This window comes from Rhodococcus sp. WAY2 (assembly GCF_009859915.1).
In the GTDB taxonomy this organism is placed as follows: domain Bacteria; phylum Actinomycetota; class Actinomycetes; order Mycobacteriales; family Mycobacteriaceae; genus Rhodococcus_F; species Rhodococcus_F oxybenzonivorans.
The window spans coordinates 337,218-355,006 of record NZ_CP046574.1 but is presented as its reverse complement, the minus strand read 5'-3'; the positions used below and the strand labels follow the sequence as shown (position 1 = coordinate 355,006).

Below are 17,789 nucleotides of genomic sequence, written 5' to 3'. Positions count from 1 at the left end.
CGCCCCGCCGCGGCGCGGGCAATGGTTCGACGATTCCTTACGCACATCGCTGTCGCACGAGCCAATGTGCGATGGGTCGCCATGGTTGCGACTCCATAAGACGAAACCGAAGACCTCAGCATCAACCATGAGACCGTCGAGTTCACACAGCAGTAGCTGCAGCCTTCGAGAGAAGTCGGTTCTTCAAGAGAAGTCGGCCGGGATGAGCGGGCATTCCGGCGGCCATCGACCAGTGATCTGATCGAGCGCCGCCCATACGTTCACACCGTTAGACCACTCGCGCGGGACTCATGTCCTCCTCTGGCTGAGTCCCGCGCGGGTCCAACCACTCACCCACCACCTTGCTTGGAAAGGCCCCTGACCCATGACAACCGTCAAGAAAGGCTACGCCGTCACCTTGTACGACGGCCAGGACGTCAACGGCGTCGCCGGTATTGTCGGGATGCTGCTCGGGCAGAATCTCGAGAACTTTCCTTCTCGCGTGAAATTCGCGCGCCGAATCTCGAGGCCGGTGGCCATCTACAGCACCGACACCGACAGTGCTTGCACCATCATTTTCGGCAGCGACGAAGCCGTCGTCTACAACGACATCGTCGGTAAGCCGGCCGTGACGGTGATGGCGACCGTCGATCAAATCCTCGATGTCTCCCAGTTGCCAATGAAGGCCGGCGGGCTGATACCGGTGGGGTTCTTCACCGGCCGGGGCCTGTCCGTTCTCGGGCAGATCCTCCAGCACAAGCTTGTCGTCAAGGGACTGCTGACCCATACCGTGACCGCGCTGCGCACGATCGCGTTGGTCTCGGTCGTCGACGCATGACCGCACACTCGGGCCGGGGGCGCCCGGAAACCCACGCCCTCGACGAGCCCACCGACGTCTTCGAACTGCCCGACGTCGGAGACGTCGAAGCATTCGAACCGGAGCCACCGCGTGCGTCGACGAAGATGAATATCGCCCGCGGACTGCTCGTGCTCGCGTTGATTCCGATCGGCGCGTTGTACCTGTATCCGCGGATCTACGATCTGACGGCGACGCCGTACCGGCTCGACCAGGCAGTCGTGTCGGCGGGCAACTACAACCCGGCCCTGGACCAGATCGTCGAGGACGAGAAGGTCACCCTCGCAGCGTTCGACTCACTCGAGAAGATGAAAACCTCGCTGGCAAGTGTGCTGAGCACCGACGCGGCCGTGACCGCGGAACTGAACACACTGATCGGGCAGATCAGCGGAGACGTCCAAGCCACCTTAAATCAGGCCGGGGCGAACGTCACCGACCTGGTGGCCTCCCTCGATACCTTGACCACACATATCAATTCGCTGCAACCCGCCGCCGACGGCGCGACCGCGGCCGTCGCCGCCGACCGGGCAACCCTTGATGCGATCCTCGCCGACGCACGCTCAACCGCAGAGAAGGTCCACAGCGCCCGCCTGTCCGCGGAAGAATCCGCCAACGATTTGTCCGGAAAGTAGGAGATGTACCCGTGATTTTCTTCGGACGCCGCGGCGGTCCGGCCCGCTTGGTGCTCTCGGTCGTCGCGGTAGGCGTTCTCGGCCTGCTCGCGTTCGTGGTGTTCAACCTCAACACCCGACTCGACAACCAGCAACGGGCCAACGAGACCAGTATCACTGCCTCCCAAGCAATTGTCGATGTCAACGACCGGCTGACCAACCAGTTGCAACAGCTCACCGAGCTCACCCACACCGCGCAGACCGCCCTCGATGCGACGGCAGCGCTCGGTCCGCTGCTGGTCAAGCTGGACGAGGCGATCAGCCCCGCTGCCCAGATGCTGGCCAGCAACACCGAGGGTGCGCAGCTGACCAATGATCAGTTGACGAACATTCAGGGCATTCTCGGCGAAGTGCAGAACACCGTTCTGCCGCTGGTGGAATCCGCGCAGGCCTTCGGCGATCAGGGCCGACAACTACTGGCCATCGTGCAGGGCCTCGTGAGCGACCTGCAGGGGTCGGTCGCGGCCGCCCAAACCATCAACCAGATGTTGCCGCTTCCGGGCTGACCCGGCAGGCAGCTCACCGACCGATCTGTACCTACTCTCGACTGGACGTGACATGCAGCAGGGCACCGACATACCGGGCGAGGCGTATCCACGCCGCGGCCTGGCCGGACTTCAGCGTTTCGATGTTCCCGCATCAGCGCTGCCATACCGCAAGGGCGTGGTTCCGCAACGCCCGGACGTACCAGTGACCGCCGCAGCCTCCTCGAATGGTTTCACTGTGGCCACCGAATGGATGGGCCGATTGGCCGCGGTTCTGGCCATCATCTTGTTCGGGTTGGTCCTCATGGCCATCAACAAAGGCCAGCAAGTACAGGACAGTGCCCGCACCATCGTGGACAACTTCCGGATCACCAACGACTACTTCGCCCAGCGGGCCGATATGACCGCGCCGGCGACCGCCCGCAGACAACTCGACGAACTCGCCGGCGTGTTGGCAAATCTCAACACGGCCACCGCCACCGATGTCGATCACCTTGCAGCACTGCTACCGGACGCACGAGCGTTGCTTGCCGCCGGGCAGGGTGACAGTGCGATCGCCGTGCAGCTCGAGGGCGTGGCCACCACCTTGCAGGGCTCGGCCTCGTCCCTGCACCAGATCTCCGCGGACGCCAACACCACGGTCTCCGATGTCAACAACGAGCTCACCACTGCCATCGATCTGGTCAACCAGCTCAACAGTGAGCTCACCCGTACCACCAACAAGCTGGCGCTGATTCCCGCACAAGACGCCATCATTCCTGCACCGGGAGGCAACTGAATGATCAGCAAGAAGGCGTGGCTCGGAGTCGTCCTCGGGCTCGGCGTGGCTCCGGCGGTGCTGTTGTGCGCGGTCAACGGATTCGTTCCCGGTCTCGACGACGTCGTCGACCCCCTCGGTCGGCCGTCCCAACTCAGCCTCGAGGTCATCGACTCCGCAGACCAGTTCGACACCCTCACCGCCATCCTCGTTCCCAAGCACGCCCAGCTCGCCGGAGACATACAAACCCTGGGCCCACTGGCCAACGACCTCGAAGGCCTCACTAACAAGGCCGGTGAACTATCCGGGCAGGCGAAAACGCTCAACTCCTCCACCGGCGACGTCAGCACCATCGCCAGCCCTCTGCCGGATCTCGTCGCGAACGTGACCGGCCGCGCCAATCAGGCCAGCCCCACCGTGGCGGGACTCTCCACCGCCGTCGGATCGGTCACCACCCAACTCAAGGCGATCAACACCGGCTTGACCACGGTCGGAGGCACCCTCGGCACACTCGGACCAAAGGCCACCGCCATCGCCGCAACACTGGCGAACGTGGAGGAAGAAGCACGGCACGTCCAAGAGATGGGCCCGCTGCTCGCAGTTATCGGTCCTCCGGTCAACTCCCTCAACCTCCCAGCACTCGGCGTCGCAACCACTCCTACCCCGTAACGCTCGCGCCGGCCGGTAAAAGCCGCAAAACGAGTGAAAGGCAGAACAAACACGATGTTTCGGCTCTCCTGGGCAATAGCCGCGGCCTTCACCATCGCGCTCCTGTGTGGCATCTTGATCGTCACACGGGACCTCGCCATCACCAACGACATCTTCAAAGACGGTGTAGTGCAGGCACAAACGGTCGACAAGACCACCAACGAGGCGTTGACGGGTGCGAAAGAACTTCCCCCCGCCAACGCCGCCATCAACCAAGGCCTACCCGAGGTGGTGGGAGTGCTCGATTCCCTCACCCGCGCCGACCAGACACTGGGTGAGCTCGGCACCCAGCTGGCCTCGCTCGGTGACGCCCTGAAGTCCGCCGACGCCCCCCTCGTCGGCATCATCGACGCCGGTTCGGCCGCGACCGATCAGGTCAACGCTGCCGCCGTCCCGGCCGAGCAGATCGTGCACACCCTCGCCGACGCCGACACCAAGGTGCAGACCCTGTCCCCACTACTCGACCAATCCCTCGCGCTCGGGCAGGAAATCGACTCGAAACTACGGATCGCCCTGATACTCCCCGTCATCGGCGAGTAACCCAGGGTGGTAGCACCAGATCCGACCACCCCGGTGCTCACCGGCCGAAACACCGGCACGGTGAGCACGTCGGGTGTCGGTCGTGCTCGTCGGAGGAGCACGACCGAGACCGCACCCGTGCGGCGCACCTCAAGTATCAGACCATCCGAAGTACGACGGAGAACGACATGGATTCCTACGATCAGGCCTTGCTCGAGTACACCTTGCGGTGGTGCAACTACGGGGGCGGCGACGAACACATCTTCCCCGAGTTCGGTCTCACCCCTGAAATGTTCTACCGCCGCGTCCTGGCAGTGGTCGACACGCGTAGCGAACTCGAGTTTCCCGCCAAGCAGTATCTCCGTGCGTACTGCACCGAAAAGGTCACCACCTCCGCCCGCCGAGGAAGGACCCATCCGTTCGGACTCTGACACCCGGTCAGCCCGGGGACTGTAACTTGCTCCTCTGATGAGGACTACTGAGGCTGCACCCTTGGAGTGGACACCCCTGACAATGGTTCCAGTGGAGAGCCAGGAGGGATGTCGAGGTGGGACGCCAGTCTCTGTACCCGGAGGAATTCCGGAAAGATGCGGTCGCGCTGTACCGCGCGGCCGACGGTAAACGCACGTACGCGGCGGTGGCCGCGGACCTGGGCATCAGTGGCGAGACGCTGCGGACGTGGGTCCGTAAGGACACCGCCCGCGAGGGACGCCCGGAGGTCCGCGGCACCGCTGGTGGGGAGACCGAGTCGGACGAGCTCGCGCGGCTGCGGGCAGAGAACGCCCGGCTGCGGGGTGCGGAGAAGGAATGGCAGCTCGAACGTGAGATTCTGCGCCGGGCAGCCGCGTATTTCGCATCAATGTCATCCTGGAGAGGTCCGGTGGGATTCGTTCGCTATTTCGCTGCCCCGGCTCGCGGGCTGGTGGCTTGTCCTGATGTGCGGTCCCACCGGGCCCGGAGGGTCGTTCGTGTGGCCTGATAGAAGCCTGCCGCTAATGCCCGATTGAGGCCTGCCCGCGAACGCACCGATCCGACGCCCAATAGCCCATCAACCGGATTGGAGTCGCCAGTGTTCGTGATCGGAGTCGACGCCCACAAATCCACCCACACACTTGTCGCTGTCGACGACATCGGCCGTCAGGTCGGGCAGCGGACCGTCAAGGCCACCACCGAGGGTCATCTGTCGGCGATCGAGTGGGCCGCTCAGTGGCCGCAGGTGCAGTTCGCGCTCGAGGACTGCCGCCACGTGACTCGGCGGCTCGAATCGGATCTGCTGCGCCGGGGCCACGCGGTCGTGCGCGTCAAGACCCAGTTGATGGCCCTGCATCGGCGTAGCGCCCGCCAGCCGGGAAAATCCGACCCCATCGACGCGCACGCCGTGGCGATGGCCGCGCTGCGTGAGGAGAATCTGCCGATCGCCCAACTGGACGAACCCACCAGGGAGGTCAAGCTCCTGTCCGATCACCGACGCAATTTGGTTTGTGAGAGAACGAAACTCGTCAACAGGCTTCGCTGGCACCTTCACGAGCTGGATCCTGAACTGGTGATTCCCGTGCGGGGGATTCGGCGGTACTGCGTCATGGATGAGCTCGCCGAACGGTTGACTGCGTTCACCGGTGTGGTCGCCCAGATCGCGGGCGATCTCCTCGACCGGTGCCGGCAGGTGACCGAGCAGGTCAACGATCTCGAGCGCCAGATCCGTGACCGGGTTCGGCGGATCGCGCCGTCGCTACTCGCGATACCCGGGTGCGGGGTTCTCTCCGCCGCCGTCATCATCGGCGAAACGGCCGACGCTCGACGGTTTCCCTCGAAAGATGCTTACGCGAAGTTCAACGGCACCGCTCCGATCCCGGTCTGGTCGGCCCACGAGCGGGTCCGCCTCAATCGCGGTGGCAACCGTGCCGTGAACTCCGCGCTGCACGCGATCGCCACTACGCAGGTCGCGCGCGGCGGCCCGGGTAAGGACTACGTGGCCAAGCTGCAGGCAGCCGGGAAGACGAAGCGGGAAGCCGTGCGCCTGCTCCGCCGACGTGTTTCCGACCGGGTGTTTCAGGTCCTGCGCACCAACGAATCTTCAATCGAAAACCGTACACAAGGACCACTTTCGGCGGCGGCTTGACATAGAAGCATCAAGGAGGTGAAGTGAAGACCCGCCGCTGGGACTTCATCTTCGCTCAGCGTGCCGAGTTCTTCCGTGCTGCGGCTGTGCCGGATGCTCGGGACCTCCCGTTCCGGCTACTACAAGCACCTGACCACCGAGGATGCTCGTGCCGAGCACGCGGCGGAGGAAGCCGCGACCGTCGCCGAGATCCGCGCCATTCATGCCGAGCACCGCAGCGCCTACGGCGCCCCGCGGGTGCATGCTGAACTACGGTCCCGCGGAAGCAGGATCAACCGCAAACGGGTGACCGAAGCTGATGCGGATCCACCACGTGGTGGGCAGGCACCTGCGCCGCAGCAAGCGCACGACGATAGCGGACAAGTCGGCTCCGTCGGTGCCGGATCTGGTGATGCGGGACTTCGCTGCCACAGCGATGAATACGAAGTGGTGTGGGGACGTCACCTACATTCCGGTGGGATCCTCGTGGTTGTTTTTGGCCACGGTGATCGACATCTGCTCACGCCGGGTGGTGGGCTGGTCGATCGCTGACCATATGCGAACCGAACTCGTCACGGACGCGATCGAGATGGCGGTGCGCACCCGTGGTGGTGACGTCGGTGGCGTTATCTTCCACAGCGACCGCGGATCGCGGTATACCGCAGCAGCTTTCGTCGATGTATGCCGCCGTCATGGGATCCAGCAAAGTCGAGGACGGGTCGGGTCAAGTTACGATAATGCTCTCGCCGAGTCGTTCTTCCAAGGGCTCAAGAGGGAGTGGCTGCACGGACGGAGTCGGACGTCGAAGTCGCAGGCACGGCTGGACCTGTTCGAGTGGCTCTCGTACTTCAATCGGCGTCGCCGTCACTCCGCCCTCGGATACCTCACCCCAGTGGAGTTCGAACAACGACTCATCGCGTCGTCTACGCTGTCAGTCGCCGCATGAAATCCGGTGTCCACTCCCAAGGGGCAACCTCACTACCGACTCCATCGTCAGGCATGGTGGATTCGGTAGTCGCCGGTGGGTGAGCACCCAGCTCCTCTGGTCCGTGTTCGAGCTCTATTGACAGATCGTGCCCCCACCGGTGGCCGGGAGGGCCGACCGCTGATGGGGTATCGTGCCCGCCACGTTGTGGCGTGAGCACTGGTTCATTAGAGCGCCGGGGCACTCTCGCGAGCAACGACTGAATGGGCGAGAGAGGAGATCTGAGTGCTGTTTCTGGGCGACGATGGGCCGAGGACCACGTGCGATGTCGAATTGCAGGACCCAACCGGGAGACGGCTGGCGAAGGCGTGGCTCGACGAAGGTATCGCCGGTATCGCACGATTACACGAGTTCGTTGCCCAACACCATGACGGCGAAAATTTCCGAGGTCATCGTCGGGACCGAAACCGACCGCGGACCGTGAGTCTTGGCGCTGATCGCGGCCGGCTACCAGGTCTTCGCGATCAACCCGCTGCAGGTAGCCCGGTACCGCGAACGCCACACAGTGGCGGGAGCGAAAAGCGATGCGCGTGAACGCACCCACGCTGGCGGATATGGTGCGTACCGACTCGCATCAGCTCCGACCTGTGGCCGGCGACAGCAACCTCGCCGAAGCGATCAAGGGTAGCCGCGAGGGCACACAACACCCTGATCGCAGAACGCACCCGCCACGTTCTGCGGTTGCGGCAGGCGCTGCGCGAGTACTTCCCGGCTGCGCTGCACGCATTCGACGACCTCAGCAGCGCTGACGCACTCGAACTCCTGGGCAAGGCGCCGACACCGACGACGGCGTCAAGATTGTCGATCACCCAGATTCGCAAGGCACTGCGCCGTGCGCGTCGACGGAACGTGATCGAGAAGGCAGAAACTCTCAGAGCGGTGCTTCGCAGCAAGCACCTGAGCCAATCGGACCGAGTCACTGAGGCGTCCGCGGCGGTCGTGCGCTCCCAGGTCTCGGTTCTGGCAACACTCAACACCGAAATCGGCACCCTCGCAGACGAGGTCGAAACATTGTTCGGTCAGCATCCCGATGCCACAGTCTACCTCAGCCAACCCGGGTTCGGGCCGATTCTCGGAGCACGGGTGCTTGGCGAATTCGGCGACGATTCCGACCGGTACGCCGACGCCAGCGCACGGAAGAACTATGCCGGCACGAGCCCGATCACCCGTGCCTCCAGGAGGAAGAAATACGGCCCTCCTGTCATGAATGTGGATCACAGCGGGTGTCGTACGGGAGGGTCAGGGTGACCGGTCCGCAGGCGAGCAAAATCAGTGCGAGGGCGTTCTCGGCGGAGTGGAACCCGTAGGCCCGGCGGATGATCAACCGAACCTTGGCGTTCAACCCCTCATGGCGTCCGTTGGCCAGTTTTCGGGTGATGGCCGCGAGGATGCCGCCCTGATGCTTCCGGATCGTCTTGCCGACCTTGACGAACTGCGGGATCCGGCAGCGCTGCGCCCACGAACACCACCGACCGAGCATGGTGAATACCTCATCCTCATCGAGATCACCGGCGAACACCGCCCGCAGTGCCTCCTTCAGTTCGTAAGCGCGGGCCACCGCACCGCCCTGCCGTTTGAGCGCTACCAGCATCGAAAGCTATGTGGAGGTGCGATTTTCAGGATTCTTCAGCAGCGCCCACCGGGACCCCGATAGATTTTCGCAATATGTTTGTCCGACAGGGTGCGGGCGTACTGCCACCCCTGCCGGCGCACGTCGTCGAGAGCATCGGTGGCCAGCTTGATGACGTGGAACGGGTCGAAACAGATCGTCGCCTGCGGGGGCGTGGGCGCGGACGGACTTGGCGTAGGCGTGCCCGAGGTCCATCGACACCGCCTCGATCTGCGCGGCCGCCCCGTCCGGTAGGGCGACGGTGAAAAGCTCGTCGGGAGCGGCCGCGTTCTTGCCCTCGGTACCCCAGACAATCGTGCCGGTCTCGTGGTCGGACGCCAGGGTCAGGTACTTGTGGTGTTTGCGCCAGGAGATCTCGTCGACGCCGATGTTCACCAACCCCGCGAACCGGCCCGGGTCGAGCTTGTCGGCGGCCACCCGTGAACACATCGCGCCGACCGTGCGCCAGACGATCCGGCAGAACGTGGCCGCGGTGGTCTTGTCGGTCTTCGTCGCCAACCACACCACCAGATCCTCGAAGTCGCGGGTGAACCCCGATCCGAGTCGGGCGAAGTCCACCGCCTCAACCAGCACCCCGTGCTCGGGACATCGCAGCCGCCGACGGCGCATAGTGAGCACACAGACGCGTCCGCCCAGGTCGAGGTGCCGCCACGACGAGTCGACCTCCCGGGTGTCGTAGCGATGAAGGGTTGAATAGTCGCAGTGCGGGCACTGCATCCGGCGGCGTTGGGGACGAACCCACACCCGCACCCGATCGTCGGCGATATCGACGTCGCGGACGGTGGCCTTCGGTAGGCACAGCAGCCTGTTGAGTAGGGTTGAAGCGCGCACGGGTCAGCTCCGATAGTGACGGATGTGTAGGAGCTTTCGACCCTACGGGCGGCCCGTGCGCCCAACCCCACACCACCTGCCCTTATCACATGCAGGGCCATCCACATTCATGACAGAAGAGCCGAAAATACGTTCTTGCCAATCTTGCGGCCCGGGTTGGCGCCCTTGTCGGTCGGCACGCTCAGGTGCTGATCGGCGAGGGTGAGCAGGCCGCTGGCCTGCGCCAATGCCATCACCGGGACCAGTCCCGCGGGTCGCCACGAGGTTGGGGTCGTCGAACCTCGCCGCGGCGACGGGTCGGTTCGTCGTAGTACCGACGGGCGCCGGGTGATGCGGTCAGAGTCGTGTAGGCCTGTGACCGAGGGCGTCCACGAGGCGATCGTTGTGAACGTACCTGGGTCCCTGATCGGCGGGATGGTCGCCGGCGCCGACAGCATCGCCGACCTGGCGATCCTACGGCACGGGGCGATGGGAACGATATTCGATCGACCCTGCGCACCGTCGACGCTGGGATCGTTTCCTTCGCCAGTTCAGCTTCGGGCACGTCCGGCAACTCGACCCCGTCGCCTCGCGGTTCCTGAGCAACCTCGCCGAGAAGACCCCGCTGGTCACCGGCATCGACACCGAGCGGGTGATGGTCGATATCGACGATACGATCATCGAAGTCCACGGCCACGGCAAACAAGGCTCCGGATACGGCTACTCCGGGATCCGCGGACTCAACGCCCTCATCGCCACCGTCACCACCGAGACCGCTGCGCCGGTGATCCTCACCCAACGCCTGCGCCAAGGAGCATGCGGCTCTCCCCGTGGGGCCGCCCGGATGGTCGCCGACGCCCTGACCGCCGTCGACCGGCTGCGCACCCACGCTGCAGGACCCAGCGGCAACGACGCGCCGAAGGTTCTGGTCCGCGGCGACTCCGCCCGGGCATAGCAGAGATCGTTCGTAGTTGTCCGGACTGAGCATCCCGATTTGACGAGTACCGCCGACGACTATTATAGATGTCCATCCATTTATCAATGGCGGCAACCAATTCCGCTTCCGTTGCAGGCGGCCCGCCTCCGGGAGCGCAGCGGTGTTTCGGGCGCGAAGAGCGACGCCGCCGACGCACACGCGTTGGCGGACTTGGTGCGTACCGATTCACACCAGCTGGGGCCGGTGGCCGGCGACAGCGCCGAGGCCGAGGGGTTCAAGGTCGTTGCCCGGGCCCACAAGACCAATCCGCTGGAGTGTAGCGATCCGATGACGTTCGTGTGCTGGGCTGTGACGGCAAGACCGACCTCGGCCGTACCAGCGACGGCACGCAGGACGAACAGGCCGAAGCTCGCGTTGGCCGGGATCGGTTCGAGCAGACGGGCGGCGAAATTCGTGGCACCCATACGCTTTGTCTACCCTCAACTGCGTTCATCCAGGCATACGTTTGATGAACAGCTCGCGGCCGTCGAGTGGCGTGATCCGTGACATAGTTCGAGCTGACGGCGAACGTTGTCGAGTAGCAGCACCGGAAGAACGCCGGGGACACGCCTGGTCCAGTCAGCGCGGCCGAATGGTCTGTTGACCATTCGACATTTCACCAGCGGTGATCACAGACGTGTCGTCGACAATACGACTCGTTCAACAAGCAGCGGGCCAGCCACCGGCCATCCACGAGTGCCGTAAATGACATACCGCAGTGGCGACGGTGCCGTCGAGACGTCGGATCGTCATCGCCTCGGTGACAACCCCGGGAAGGTTGCCGCCCTTCGATAAACGGTTTCGATCTGAGCACCTTCAGTGGGGAAGGTCCGACACGACTGTCAGATCAGGCCTTGTTTGTTGGCTTCGTACACTGCCTCGGCACGCCCGGCGACGCCCAGCTTGCGCAGGATGTTCTTGACATGAAACTTGACCGTCGTAGAAGAGATGAACAACCGCTCGCCGATCTTCGCGTTTGACAGCCCGATCGCTAGCAAGCGAAGGACCTCCTGTTCGCGGTGGGTCAAGCGCTCGCGCGGCGCAATATGGCAATTCATCGAGCGCACCAACGCGGCAGCACTGTGCGCGTCGAACGCGCTCTCGCCAGCCGAGATTGCCCGGATTGCCCGCACCAATTCGGTGGTGTCAACATCCTTGACCACGTAGCCCCGCGCACCGGCGTGCACGGCACGCACCACTAGTTCGTCGTTGAGAAATGTAGTCAGCACGAGTAGACCGATTCCGTCGTGCGCAGCGGACAGCTTGGCGCACAGCGAAAGGCCATCGTAATCCGAACTGGCCGACAGCTTTAAGTCCAAAACAACGACATCCGGTGCGACAGCCCGTACCACTGCTTCGGCTTCCGCCTGCGACGCCGCCTCGCCGACTACTGTCAGATCCTCCTCACGTTCGAGGACAGAACGCAATCCTTGCCGAAGCATTGCGTGATCATCAACCAACACCATTCGCACCACGTCGGGCGAGCGATGACGCCGCCGACTACTCGCCCCCGCACCAACACCCGTCGAACTCGTCATGTTCAGATTCCTTCTCGTTCGGGTTCGGCAGGCTGCCGCCCACTGTCCGGTGCATCCGACCGTGGAATCGTAACCACGATCTGAACACCACCGATTCGTGACCGTCGTACTTCGAGCACGCCACCATGGTCGCGAGCGCGTGCCGTCATATTCGCCAGTCCACGATGATGCCCGTCCACGTCTCCGGCACTTGCCATGTGTACCATCAACCGCAGCTTCGCCGGATCGCCGTCGCCATTGTCGGCGACCGATAGCGACACGCTGTCCATTCGATAAGTAAGTCGCATAATCGCCCGAGTTGCGTTGCCGTGCATCGCAGTGTTGAACAGGGCCTCCCCTGCGATTCGCAACAACGCGTGCTCGGTGTCATTCGGTAACTCGACCGCCGCGCCATCGAGTCGCAGCGTGACACGCAAGTCTTCCGGCATGTGTAAAGTGCAGAGTTGCTCGAGAAGTTCGGGCAGTGTCGAACGAGTCGAATCTGCTGGACGATTCAGAGCATAGATTGCTGATCGAAGCTGCTCGACAGCGGCGCGGGTCAGATGTTTGGCGAGTTCCAGCCGTTGTCCGCGTTCTTCCTCGGCAATCTCGGTGCGACACACTTCGATCTGCATACCGGCCGACAACACGCATTGGGTGACGCTATCGTGCAGTTCCCTGGCGATCCGATGACGCTCCGAGTTAAGCACCTGATGTTGTTGGGCCGTGCCGAGTTGGCGTTGGGCGGCGATTAATTCGGCGTTGCGCTCAGCGAGGTCCAGAGCATGCCGACTGGCTTCGGAGAAGCCTTGTTCAGCCTGCTCCAGCAGGTTCTGCGACTTTTGAAATAATGCCGAGTTTTGCAATGCGACGGCCGTCTGACTGGCCAATATTTGCATTACCGATTCATCAGTGCTGTCCAAGGTCCGCTGTGGGGGCGTCCACGCGGCGAACGCACCGATCACGCCGCCGTCTAGTTTCATCGGAACGTGCGCTCGGTGATCCTCAATCACGGGGTGCATGCACTGCCCGAATCGCCCGCGCAGGATGTCGTTCAACCGGTTCAGTACGGCAGACGGCAGGTTAGTACCGGGGTACTCAGCGTTCTGCAAACCCTCGAAGGCGTAGGCGCGACCAGCGGCGTCGAGTATCAGGTGCCGGGGCTGAGCTTCCGGTAGCGCGCCGTCTGCCAGAGCTATCAGCACCCATTCGGCGCCGAGATGTGAGCGGGCTGCTTCTGCTACCGCGCGGACCAACTGCTCAGGGCCTTCGACCGTCTGCACAAGCGCCCGAGAGATCGTGTCTAGGGCGTGAACTGCGCGTTCGAGCCGCTCGGCGGCACCTCGAAACTCCGAGTAGAAGGTACCTTTTCCCGTTCGGACGCCTGTGAGGAGTTCGATCTCGCGGGACTCCGTCGCGCTTGGCCAATTCGAAGACGAAATCATGACACGCCCCGCAACAACGCCAGTATCCGACCAACACGCGGGATGGTGAACGACGTGCACGTGTGCTGCACGGCGAGGAGGGGCGCCCCTGGTCTTCCGGCGGTATGCTGACTGACGTCATACAACCTGCGCGGGTCACCGCCTCCGCAGGCTGACCTATCGACCCGATCCGCCCCGGCAGTCTGAGAGGGGGGCAGAGATGGCGCGCAGGAATCCCAGAGTTCACTTGGGGTCGGCTCCGGCAAGGAAATCAGCCTGAGTCCACCATCTCCCGCCAGGTCCGAAATCACTGTCAACTCACCCACCTACCCGTGCGTAACTTTACTGATACCACAATCGTGGCTCACGGTTGTCGCACTATTGACGGTACTGAACTGCAACACAACGGCCAACCTGCTCCTGGGTAGTACCCAACCCGGCCAACCGGGTAGGCAGTGTCTCGCAGCAACGTGGTAGCAGTGTTCGAGCCGACACGTTCAGTTCCGGGAAAGGCGCGAACCACTCGTTCGGAATACGACGACGCAGCCACGCCTGCGACTGAGGCCATACAACCGGCCTACACCCGCCTAACGGCAAAAGTCGCCGGGTCACGTCAGCTCCGACAGCCGCAATCAGCGGATAGATCGTGCCGTCATAGCTGTGTCGCGGAGTCGGCGCACCGTTCGAAGAATCTGTGTTTTCATCAGCTGATCTGAATCGAGCGCAGGTTAACGAATGGTTGGTATCACCGATAACTGCAGTGCGCCGCTCAATCTGGCCGTTGACCCGCGCCCTTGAATTCCTACGGTCGCGTAACACCGCATCAGGCAAATACCCCGAAGTGTGAGTGCCGGGCGGGCATCGCGGTCCGCGATGTGAGCACACCCAGGCCGCCGGGGCGTGCTTAGCCTCGATTCACCGATGAACTTTGGGGTGGCGGCGTTGGCGTGGTCGGGCTGGGCTGGGGGGTCTGGGCAGGGGTGTGTTCCGGGCGTCGCATCCCGGTTGTCCACCGGGTCCTCGGTCGGCCGCGGTGCGGCGGTGATCAGCGGGTTGCTGCCGGTGGTGGCGCGTGGGTGATCGCGAACAGCCTCGCGAACGCGTTCTCCCAGGGTGTCGCTTGCCGGGAGGTGGAGCCGGATCCGGCGTGCGGATCGGGCCAGGCGTGCGGGCACGTGGATCAGGGCGCGGCGGATCGTCGCGCTGGTCGCTCTCGCGAGCCGGCCTCCGTGGTCGGCGAGGACGCCGGCGGCGCGGGTGAGGTTGAATGCGATCACGGCGAGGACCAGCCAGGCGCTGTTCGCGGTGAACACCCCGGACGGGAGGTGCGCGAGCGGCCCGTTCTTGAGGTCGGAGTGGACCTGCTCGATGATCGCGTGATGGCGGTGGGTCTTGTCCGCGGCGACCGTGTCGAACTCGTTCACGTTGCTGGTGGTGAAGAACGCGTGGTGACGGAACGTATCGAACAGCGTCGGCTGCTCGGACTGTTTGGGGTTCAGGTCGGGGATGCGACGCACGATCAACCGCCCGTCGACGCGCTCGCTATTGTTCCAGGACCGGATGCGGTGAACGGCACCTCGGCGACCTCTGCTTTGGAGATCCACTGCCCGGTGCTCTCGTCGCGGATCGCGTCGGTGTACTCGATCATCGTCCACGCGTCGTCGGCGATGGCCGCGATCGCGGTCTTCACCGCGGGGTCCAGCCGGATGGTGACCGACACATCCGCGCCCGCCTTGATCGCGGTGCCGATGGTGGCATGCCCGTAGAGCGCGGAATCCGCCCGCACCAGCACCCGCGGTGACCCGCTCCCGGGGTTCATGCGACGCAGCGTCGCCACGGGGGTCGCCGACGATCCGGGCTGCGCCTTTCGGAGACCCGGTCCGTCCCTTACGCAGTCTCTGCGCGAGGATCACCGGCGCCGATGAGGACGTCGATGCGACCGCGAGCAGCGCGTTCAAACCGCGCACGCCGGAGTATCCGAAACCGGCACCCTGCTTCTGATACCCGTGGACGTCGATGATCGTGTCGTCCAGGTCCACGAGCACACGTTCGCCGTCGTGGTGGTTCAGCAGCGGCGCCCGCGATCCCCGGTTCACCAGGAGCCGGGATGCGACCGCGTCGAGCTGGCGGGCGTGCCCGAACCGGAACTCCCGCAGGAACGAGCCCAGCGTCGACGGCGCATAGACCCGGTCGAACAGCTTCGCCATGCCGCCGTGGCGGAGCAGGTTCATGTCATCGATCGAGTCCGCCCCCGCGAGCATCCCCGCCACCAACGCGGTCACCTTCGCGCCCGCGTTCGCGCCCTTGTCCGTCGGGACGCTCAACCGGTGCTGAGCAAGAACGCCGAGCCCCGCGGCCTGCGCGAGCCGCAGCATCGGCACCAGGCCAGCGGCCGAGTCGGGTAGCGGGGACGCATTACTGCGTCCCCGCCCCCTCAGAACCGTACGTGCCACTCGTCGCGGCATACGGCTCAAGCAAGCCCCGCGGACGTCGCGGGCTGCTGGTTCCTCCTGCGTGCTTGGACGCTGCGGTGGCAGGAGGCGTGCACGAGGCGTGTCCGGGTTCCGTCCATTGTGCCGTCTCGCCCGTGGTGGGTGAGATAGTCGGCGGCGATAGCTCGTTTGACCACGCCCAGCCACCACCGTTCCCACTCGTGCGGGGACTGGGGCTGGTCTGCGGTGAGCAGGTGATCTCCGCAGAGCGGGCAGCGGCCACCTTGCCTGGCAAGCAGGGCGGTGTTGTAGCTGTCCAGCGCGAGTTTGATCTTCCGCATCCGCTTGTTCCAGTAGTCGCGCAGATCGGGGTCGTCCGGGGACGCTCCGGACGCGACCAAGGGATGGCGAACGATGTCGGTCCAGGCGAACTTGGCGAGATAGGCGATGGTGTCACCGTCTTCGCCGTACGGGTGTTGGGGATCACCGAACACCCATCGATCGTTTCTGAACTTGTGGAACCGCCCGAAGTAGCGGCTTGTCACCCAGTGTCGGGATTTCTTGGGGTGACAGCGGCGTGCCCACCGGTAGGTGAGCCGCCACATGTATGCGTCCAGTGAAGTGAATATCTGGCTGGACACCGCGCCTCGGTAGTAGGAGGTCCAACCCCGGATTGAGGTTCCGACTTATGTTCGTGTCATCGGTCCGTGGTCGGGTTGAGCCGGGCGATAACTGCACTCGCGTTCGAGCCGCGCAAACGGCGCATCTCGACTGCGAGCCTGTGACGGACACGCTTGACCGCGGCCGGTCTCGGTTTGATCAACAACTTGCCGGGTGACTGTCCGCCCCGGTAGCGGCGGACATTGAACCCGAGGAAGTCGAATCCGTCTGGCTTTTCTGACCCTTTGGTGGGTGGTGTCCGCGAGCCTGATCGACGCAACGCCCCCTCGTGCATAGGTTTCGGTTTGCGAAGACAAGACCTAAGGGAGAAGGCGTTGCGCGCTGCCAGAATACTGCAGAAACTGCTGGGAATCGACAGGGTCCGGATAATCGATGTCGAATTCACGGACGACGAACGAGGGCCCGTGATCGTGGTGACCCTCGAGCCCCACGCGTCGGTGCGGTCCCGCTGTCCACATTGTGAACAGCGCTGCCCTAAATACGATCGCCCGAATCGACCTCGACAATGGCGTCACCTGGATATGGGCGGCATGCGGTGCTTCGTACAAACTTCGGTATCGAGGATTCGATGCCCCGAGCACGGCGTGGTGACCGAGATGGTGCCGTGGGCACGGCCGGCTGCGAACATGACCAGGGCGTTCGACGACAACGTGGCGTGGTTGGCCGCGCACAGTCCGGCTACGTCGGTGTGTGAGTACGCCCGAGTGGCGTGGCGGTCTGTGACCAGGATCGTCACCCGTGTCGTCGACGATGCTGTCGGGCGTACGGATCGGCTCCAAGGATTGCGGCGCTTGGGGATCGACGAGATCGCTTACCGTAATGGTCACCGATACCTCACCGTGGTGGTCGATCACAACACAGGCCGACTCGTATGGGCAGCCGAAGGGCATAACGAGAGCACCTTGAATCGATTCTTCGACGAGTTGGGTGAAGAACGCACTGCCCGTCTGACACACATCAGTGCTGACGCTGCGAAGTGGATCGCGTCAACCGTGCGTAGTAGGGCGCCGCAGGTGAAGCGGTGTATGGATCCGTTTCATGTGATTCAGTGGATGACGCGGGCTCTAGACCGACTGCGGTCGCGTGTGTTGTCGCGACTGTGGGGATTCACCGACCAGGATCGACGGCCGCTGCGGTGGGCATTGCTGACGTCGAGAATCTCACCCCCGCGCAGATCGCAGTCCGAACAAAGATCCTCGACGACAGAAACAGCGAACTCTGTCGAGGCTACGTCATGAAAGAACAACTGCAACACGTCTAC

14 protein-coding genes and 6 pseudogenes are annotated in these 17,789 nt (G+C 63.8%); 14 read left to right on the top strand and 6 right to left on the bottom strand.

Features of this window, described 5'->3' with window-relative positions:
* Nucleotides 1-364: 364 nt before the first annotated feature.
* The 11 genes and pseudogenes from GFS60_RS36270 to GFS60_RS40595 all read left to right on the top strand — a co-directional run.
* Complete coding sequence (locus GFS60_RS36270) at nt 365-817, top strand: hypothetical protein (RefSeq protein ID WP_159929358.1); 453 nt, start codon at nt 365-367, stop codon at nt 815-817.
* Complete coding sequence (locus GFS60_RS36265; RefSeq protein WP_159929356.1) at nt 814-1,467, top strand: hypothetical protein; 654 nt, start codon at nt 814-816, stop codon at nt 1,465-1,467. The genes GFS60_RS36270 and GFS60_RS36265 overlap by 4 nt, the downstream gene beginning before the upstream one ends.
* Nucleotides 1,468-1,478: 11 nt before the next feature.
* On the top strand, nt 1,479-2,012 hold the full coding sequence (locus tag GFS60_RS36260; protein ID WP_159929354.1) for a hypothetical protein: 534 nt from the start codon (nt 1,479-1,481) through the stop codon (nt 2,010-2,012).
* A 52-nt stretch (nt 2,013-2,064) separates the two neighbouring features.
* Complete coding sequence (locus GFS60_RS36255; RefSeq protein ID WP_159929352.1) at nt 2,065-2,769, top strand: hypothetical protein; 705 nt, start codon at nt 2,065-2,067, stop codon at nt 2,767-2,769.
* Nucleotides 2,770-3,417 carry a hypothetical protein gene (locus tag GFS60_RS36250; protein WP_159929350.1) on the top strand — a complete coding sequence of 216 codons (648 nt, stop codon included), beginning with the start codon at nt 2,770-2,772 and terminating at the stop codon, nt 3,415-3,417.
* 54 nt (nt 3,418-3,471) lie between these two features.
* The gene (locus GFS60_RS36245; RefSeq protein WP_159929348.1) at nt 3,472-3,996 is read left to right on the top strand and encodes a hypothetical protein; all 525 of its coding nucleotides are present in this window, start codon (nt 3,472-3,474) and stop codon (nt 3,994-3,996) included.
* Nucleotides 3,997-4,163: 167 nt separating this feature from the next.
* A complete protein-coding gene (locus GFS60_RS36240) occupies nt 4,164-4,406 on the top strand; it encodes a hypothetical protein (RefSeq protein WP_159929346.1) in 243 nt (80 codons plus the stop codon).
* 116 nt (nt 4,407-4,522) lie between these two features.
* Nucleotides 4,523-4,797, top strand: a pseudogene (locus GFS60_RS36235) (transposase); the annotation flags it as partial.
* A 247-nt stretch (nt 4,798-5,044) separates the two neighbouring features.
* A complete protein-coding gene (locus GFS60_RS36230) occupies nt 5,045-6,094 on the top strand; it encodes an IS110 family transposase (protein WP_159929344.1) in 1,050 nt (349 codons plus the stop codon).
* Between the two features lie 11 nt (nt 6,095-6,105).
* A pseudogene (locus GFS60_RS36225) lies at nt 6,106-7,019 on the top strand (IS3 family transposase); the annotation flags it as partial.
* A gap of 264 nt (nt 7,020-7,283) precedes the next feature.
* A pseudogene (locus tag GFS60_RS40595) lies at nt 7,284-8,246 on the top strand (IS110 family transposase); the annotation flags it as partial.
* Nucleotides 8,247-8,259: 13 nt separating this feature from the next.
* Here GFS60_RS40595 and GFS60_RS39715 read toward each other — a convergent pair.
* Nucleotides 8,260-9,405, bottom strand: a pseudogene (locus GFS60_RS39715) (ISL3 family transposase).
* A gap of 221 nt (nt 9,406-9,626) precedes the next feature.
* The gene (locus tag GFS60_RS40060) at nt 9,627-9,752 is read right to left on the bottom strand and encodes a hypothetical protein (RefSeq protein WP_268962683.1); all 126 of its coding nucleotides are present in this window, start codon (nt 9,750-9,752) and stop codon (nt 9,627-9,629) included.
* A gap of 166 nt (nt 9,753-9,918) precedes the next feature.
* Between GFS60_RS40060 and GFS60_RS36205 the strand changes: the two are divergent.
* A pseudogene (locus GFS60_RS36205) lies at nt 9,919-10,444 on the top strand (IS1380 family transposase); the annotation flags it as partial.
* A gap of 117 nt (nt 10,445-10,561) precedes the next feature.
* Nucleotides 10,562-10,738: pseudogene (locus GFS60_RS36200) on the top strand (IS110 family transposase); the annotation flags it as partial.
* 578 nt (nt 10,739-11,316) lie between these two features.
* On the opposite strand, the gene GFS60_RS36195 reads toward GFS60_RS36200, so the two are convergent.
* The 4 genes from GFS60_RS36195 to GFS60_RS36180 form a co-directional block, all read right to left on the bottom strand.
* Nucleotides 11,317-12,012 carry a MadR family response regulator transcription factor gene (locus GFS60_RS36195; protein WP_159929336.1) on the bottom strand — a complete coding sequence of 232 codons (696 nt, stop codon included), beginning with the start codon at nt 12,010-12,012 and terminating at the stop codon, nt 11,317-11,319.
* A gap of 2 nt (nt 12,013-12,014) precedes the next feature.
* Nucleotides 12,015-13,436, bottom strand: a complete 1,422-nt coding sequence (locus GFS60_RS36190; protein WP_159929334.1) for a MadS family sensor histidine kinase — start codon at nt 13,434-13,436, stop codon at nt 12,015-12,017.
* 707 nt (nt 13,437-14,143) lie between these two features.
* Nucleotides 14,144-15,868 carry an IS1380 family transposase gene (locus GFS60_RS36185; RefSeq protein ID WP_236603710.1) on the bottom strand — a complete coding sequence of 575 codons (1,725 nt, stop codon included), beginning with the start codon at nt 15,866-15,868 and terminating at the stop codon, nt 14,144-14,146.
* 17 nt (nt 15,869-15,885) lie between these two features.
* The gene (locus tag GFS60_RS36180) at nt 15,886-16,488 is read right to left on the bottom strand and encodes a group II intron maturase-specific domain-containing protein (protein WP_328799862.1); all 603 of its coding nucleotides are present in this window, start codon (nt 16,486-16,488) and stop codon (nt 15,886-15,888) included.
* Between the two features lie 267 nt (nt 16,489-16,755).
* Between GFS60_RS36180 and GFS60_RS39710 the strand changes: the two genes are divergently transcribed.
* A complete protein-coding gene (locus GFS60_RS39710) occupies nt 16,756-17,766 on the top strand; it encodes a transposase (protein WP_328799861.1) in 1,011 nt (336 codons plus the stop codon).
* The last annotated feature ends 23 nt before the right edge of the window (nt 17,767-17,789 follow it).

What these genes read in the sequence shown, in the direction of transcription:
- GFS60_RS36190 (WP_159929334.1), bottom strand. Translation starts at nt 13,436, where the DNA reads ATGATTTCGTCTTCGAATTGGCCAAGCGCGACGGAGTCCCGCGAGATC.
- GFS60_RS36195 (WP_159929336.1), bottom strand. Translation starts at nt 12,012, where the DNA reads ATGACGAGTTCGACGGGTGTTGGTGCGGGGGCGAGTAGTCGGCGGCGT.
- GFS60_RS36240 (WP_159929346.1), top strand. Translation starts at nt 4,164, where the DNA reads ATGGATTCCTACGATCAGGCCTTGCTCGAGTACACCTTGCGGTGGTGC.
- GFS60_RS36270 (WP_159929358.1), top strand. Translation starts at nt 365, where the DNA reads ATGACAACCGTCAAGAAAGGCTACGCCGTCACCTTGTACGACGGCCAG.
- GFS60_RS36255 (WP_159929352.1), top strand. Translation starts at nt 2,065, where the DNA reads ATGCAGCAGGGCACCGACATACCGGGCGAGGCGTATCCACGCCGCGGC.
- GFS60_RS36265 (WP_159929356.1), top strand. Translation starts at nt 814, where the DNA reads ATGACCGCACACTCGGGCCGGGGGCGCCCGGAAACCCACGCCCTCGAC.
- GFS60_RS40060 (WP_268962683.1), bottom strand. Translation starts at nt 9,752, where the DNA reads ATGGCATTGGCGCAGGCCAGCGGCCTGCTCACCCTCGCCGATCAGCAC.
- GFS60_RS36250 (WP_159929350.1), top strand. Translation starts at nt 2,770, where the DNA reads ATGATCAGCAAGAAGGCGTGGCTCGGAGTCGTCCTCGGGCTCGGCGTG.
- GFS60_RS36245 (WP_159929348.1), top strand. Translation starts at nt 3,472, where the DNA reads ATGTTTCGGCTCTCCTGGGCAATAGCCGCGGCCTTCACCATCGCGCTC.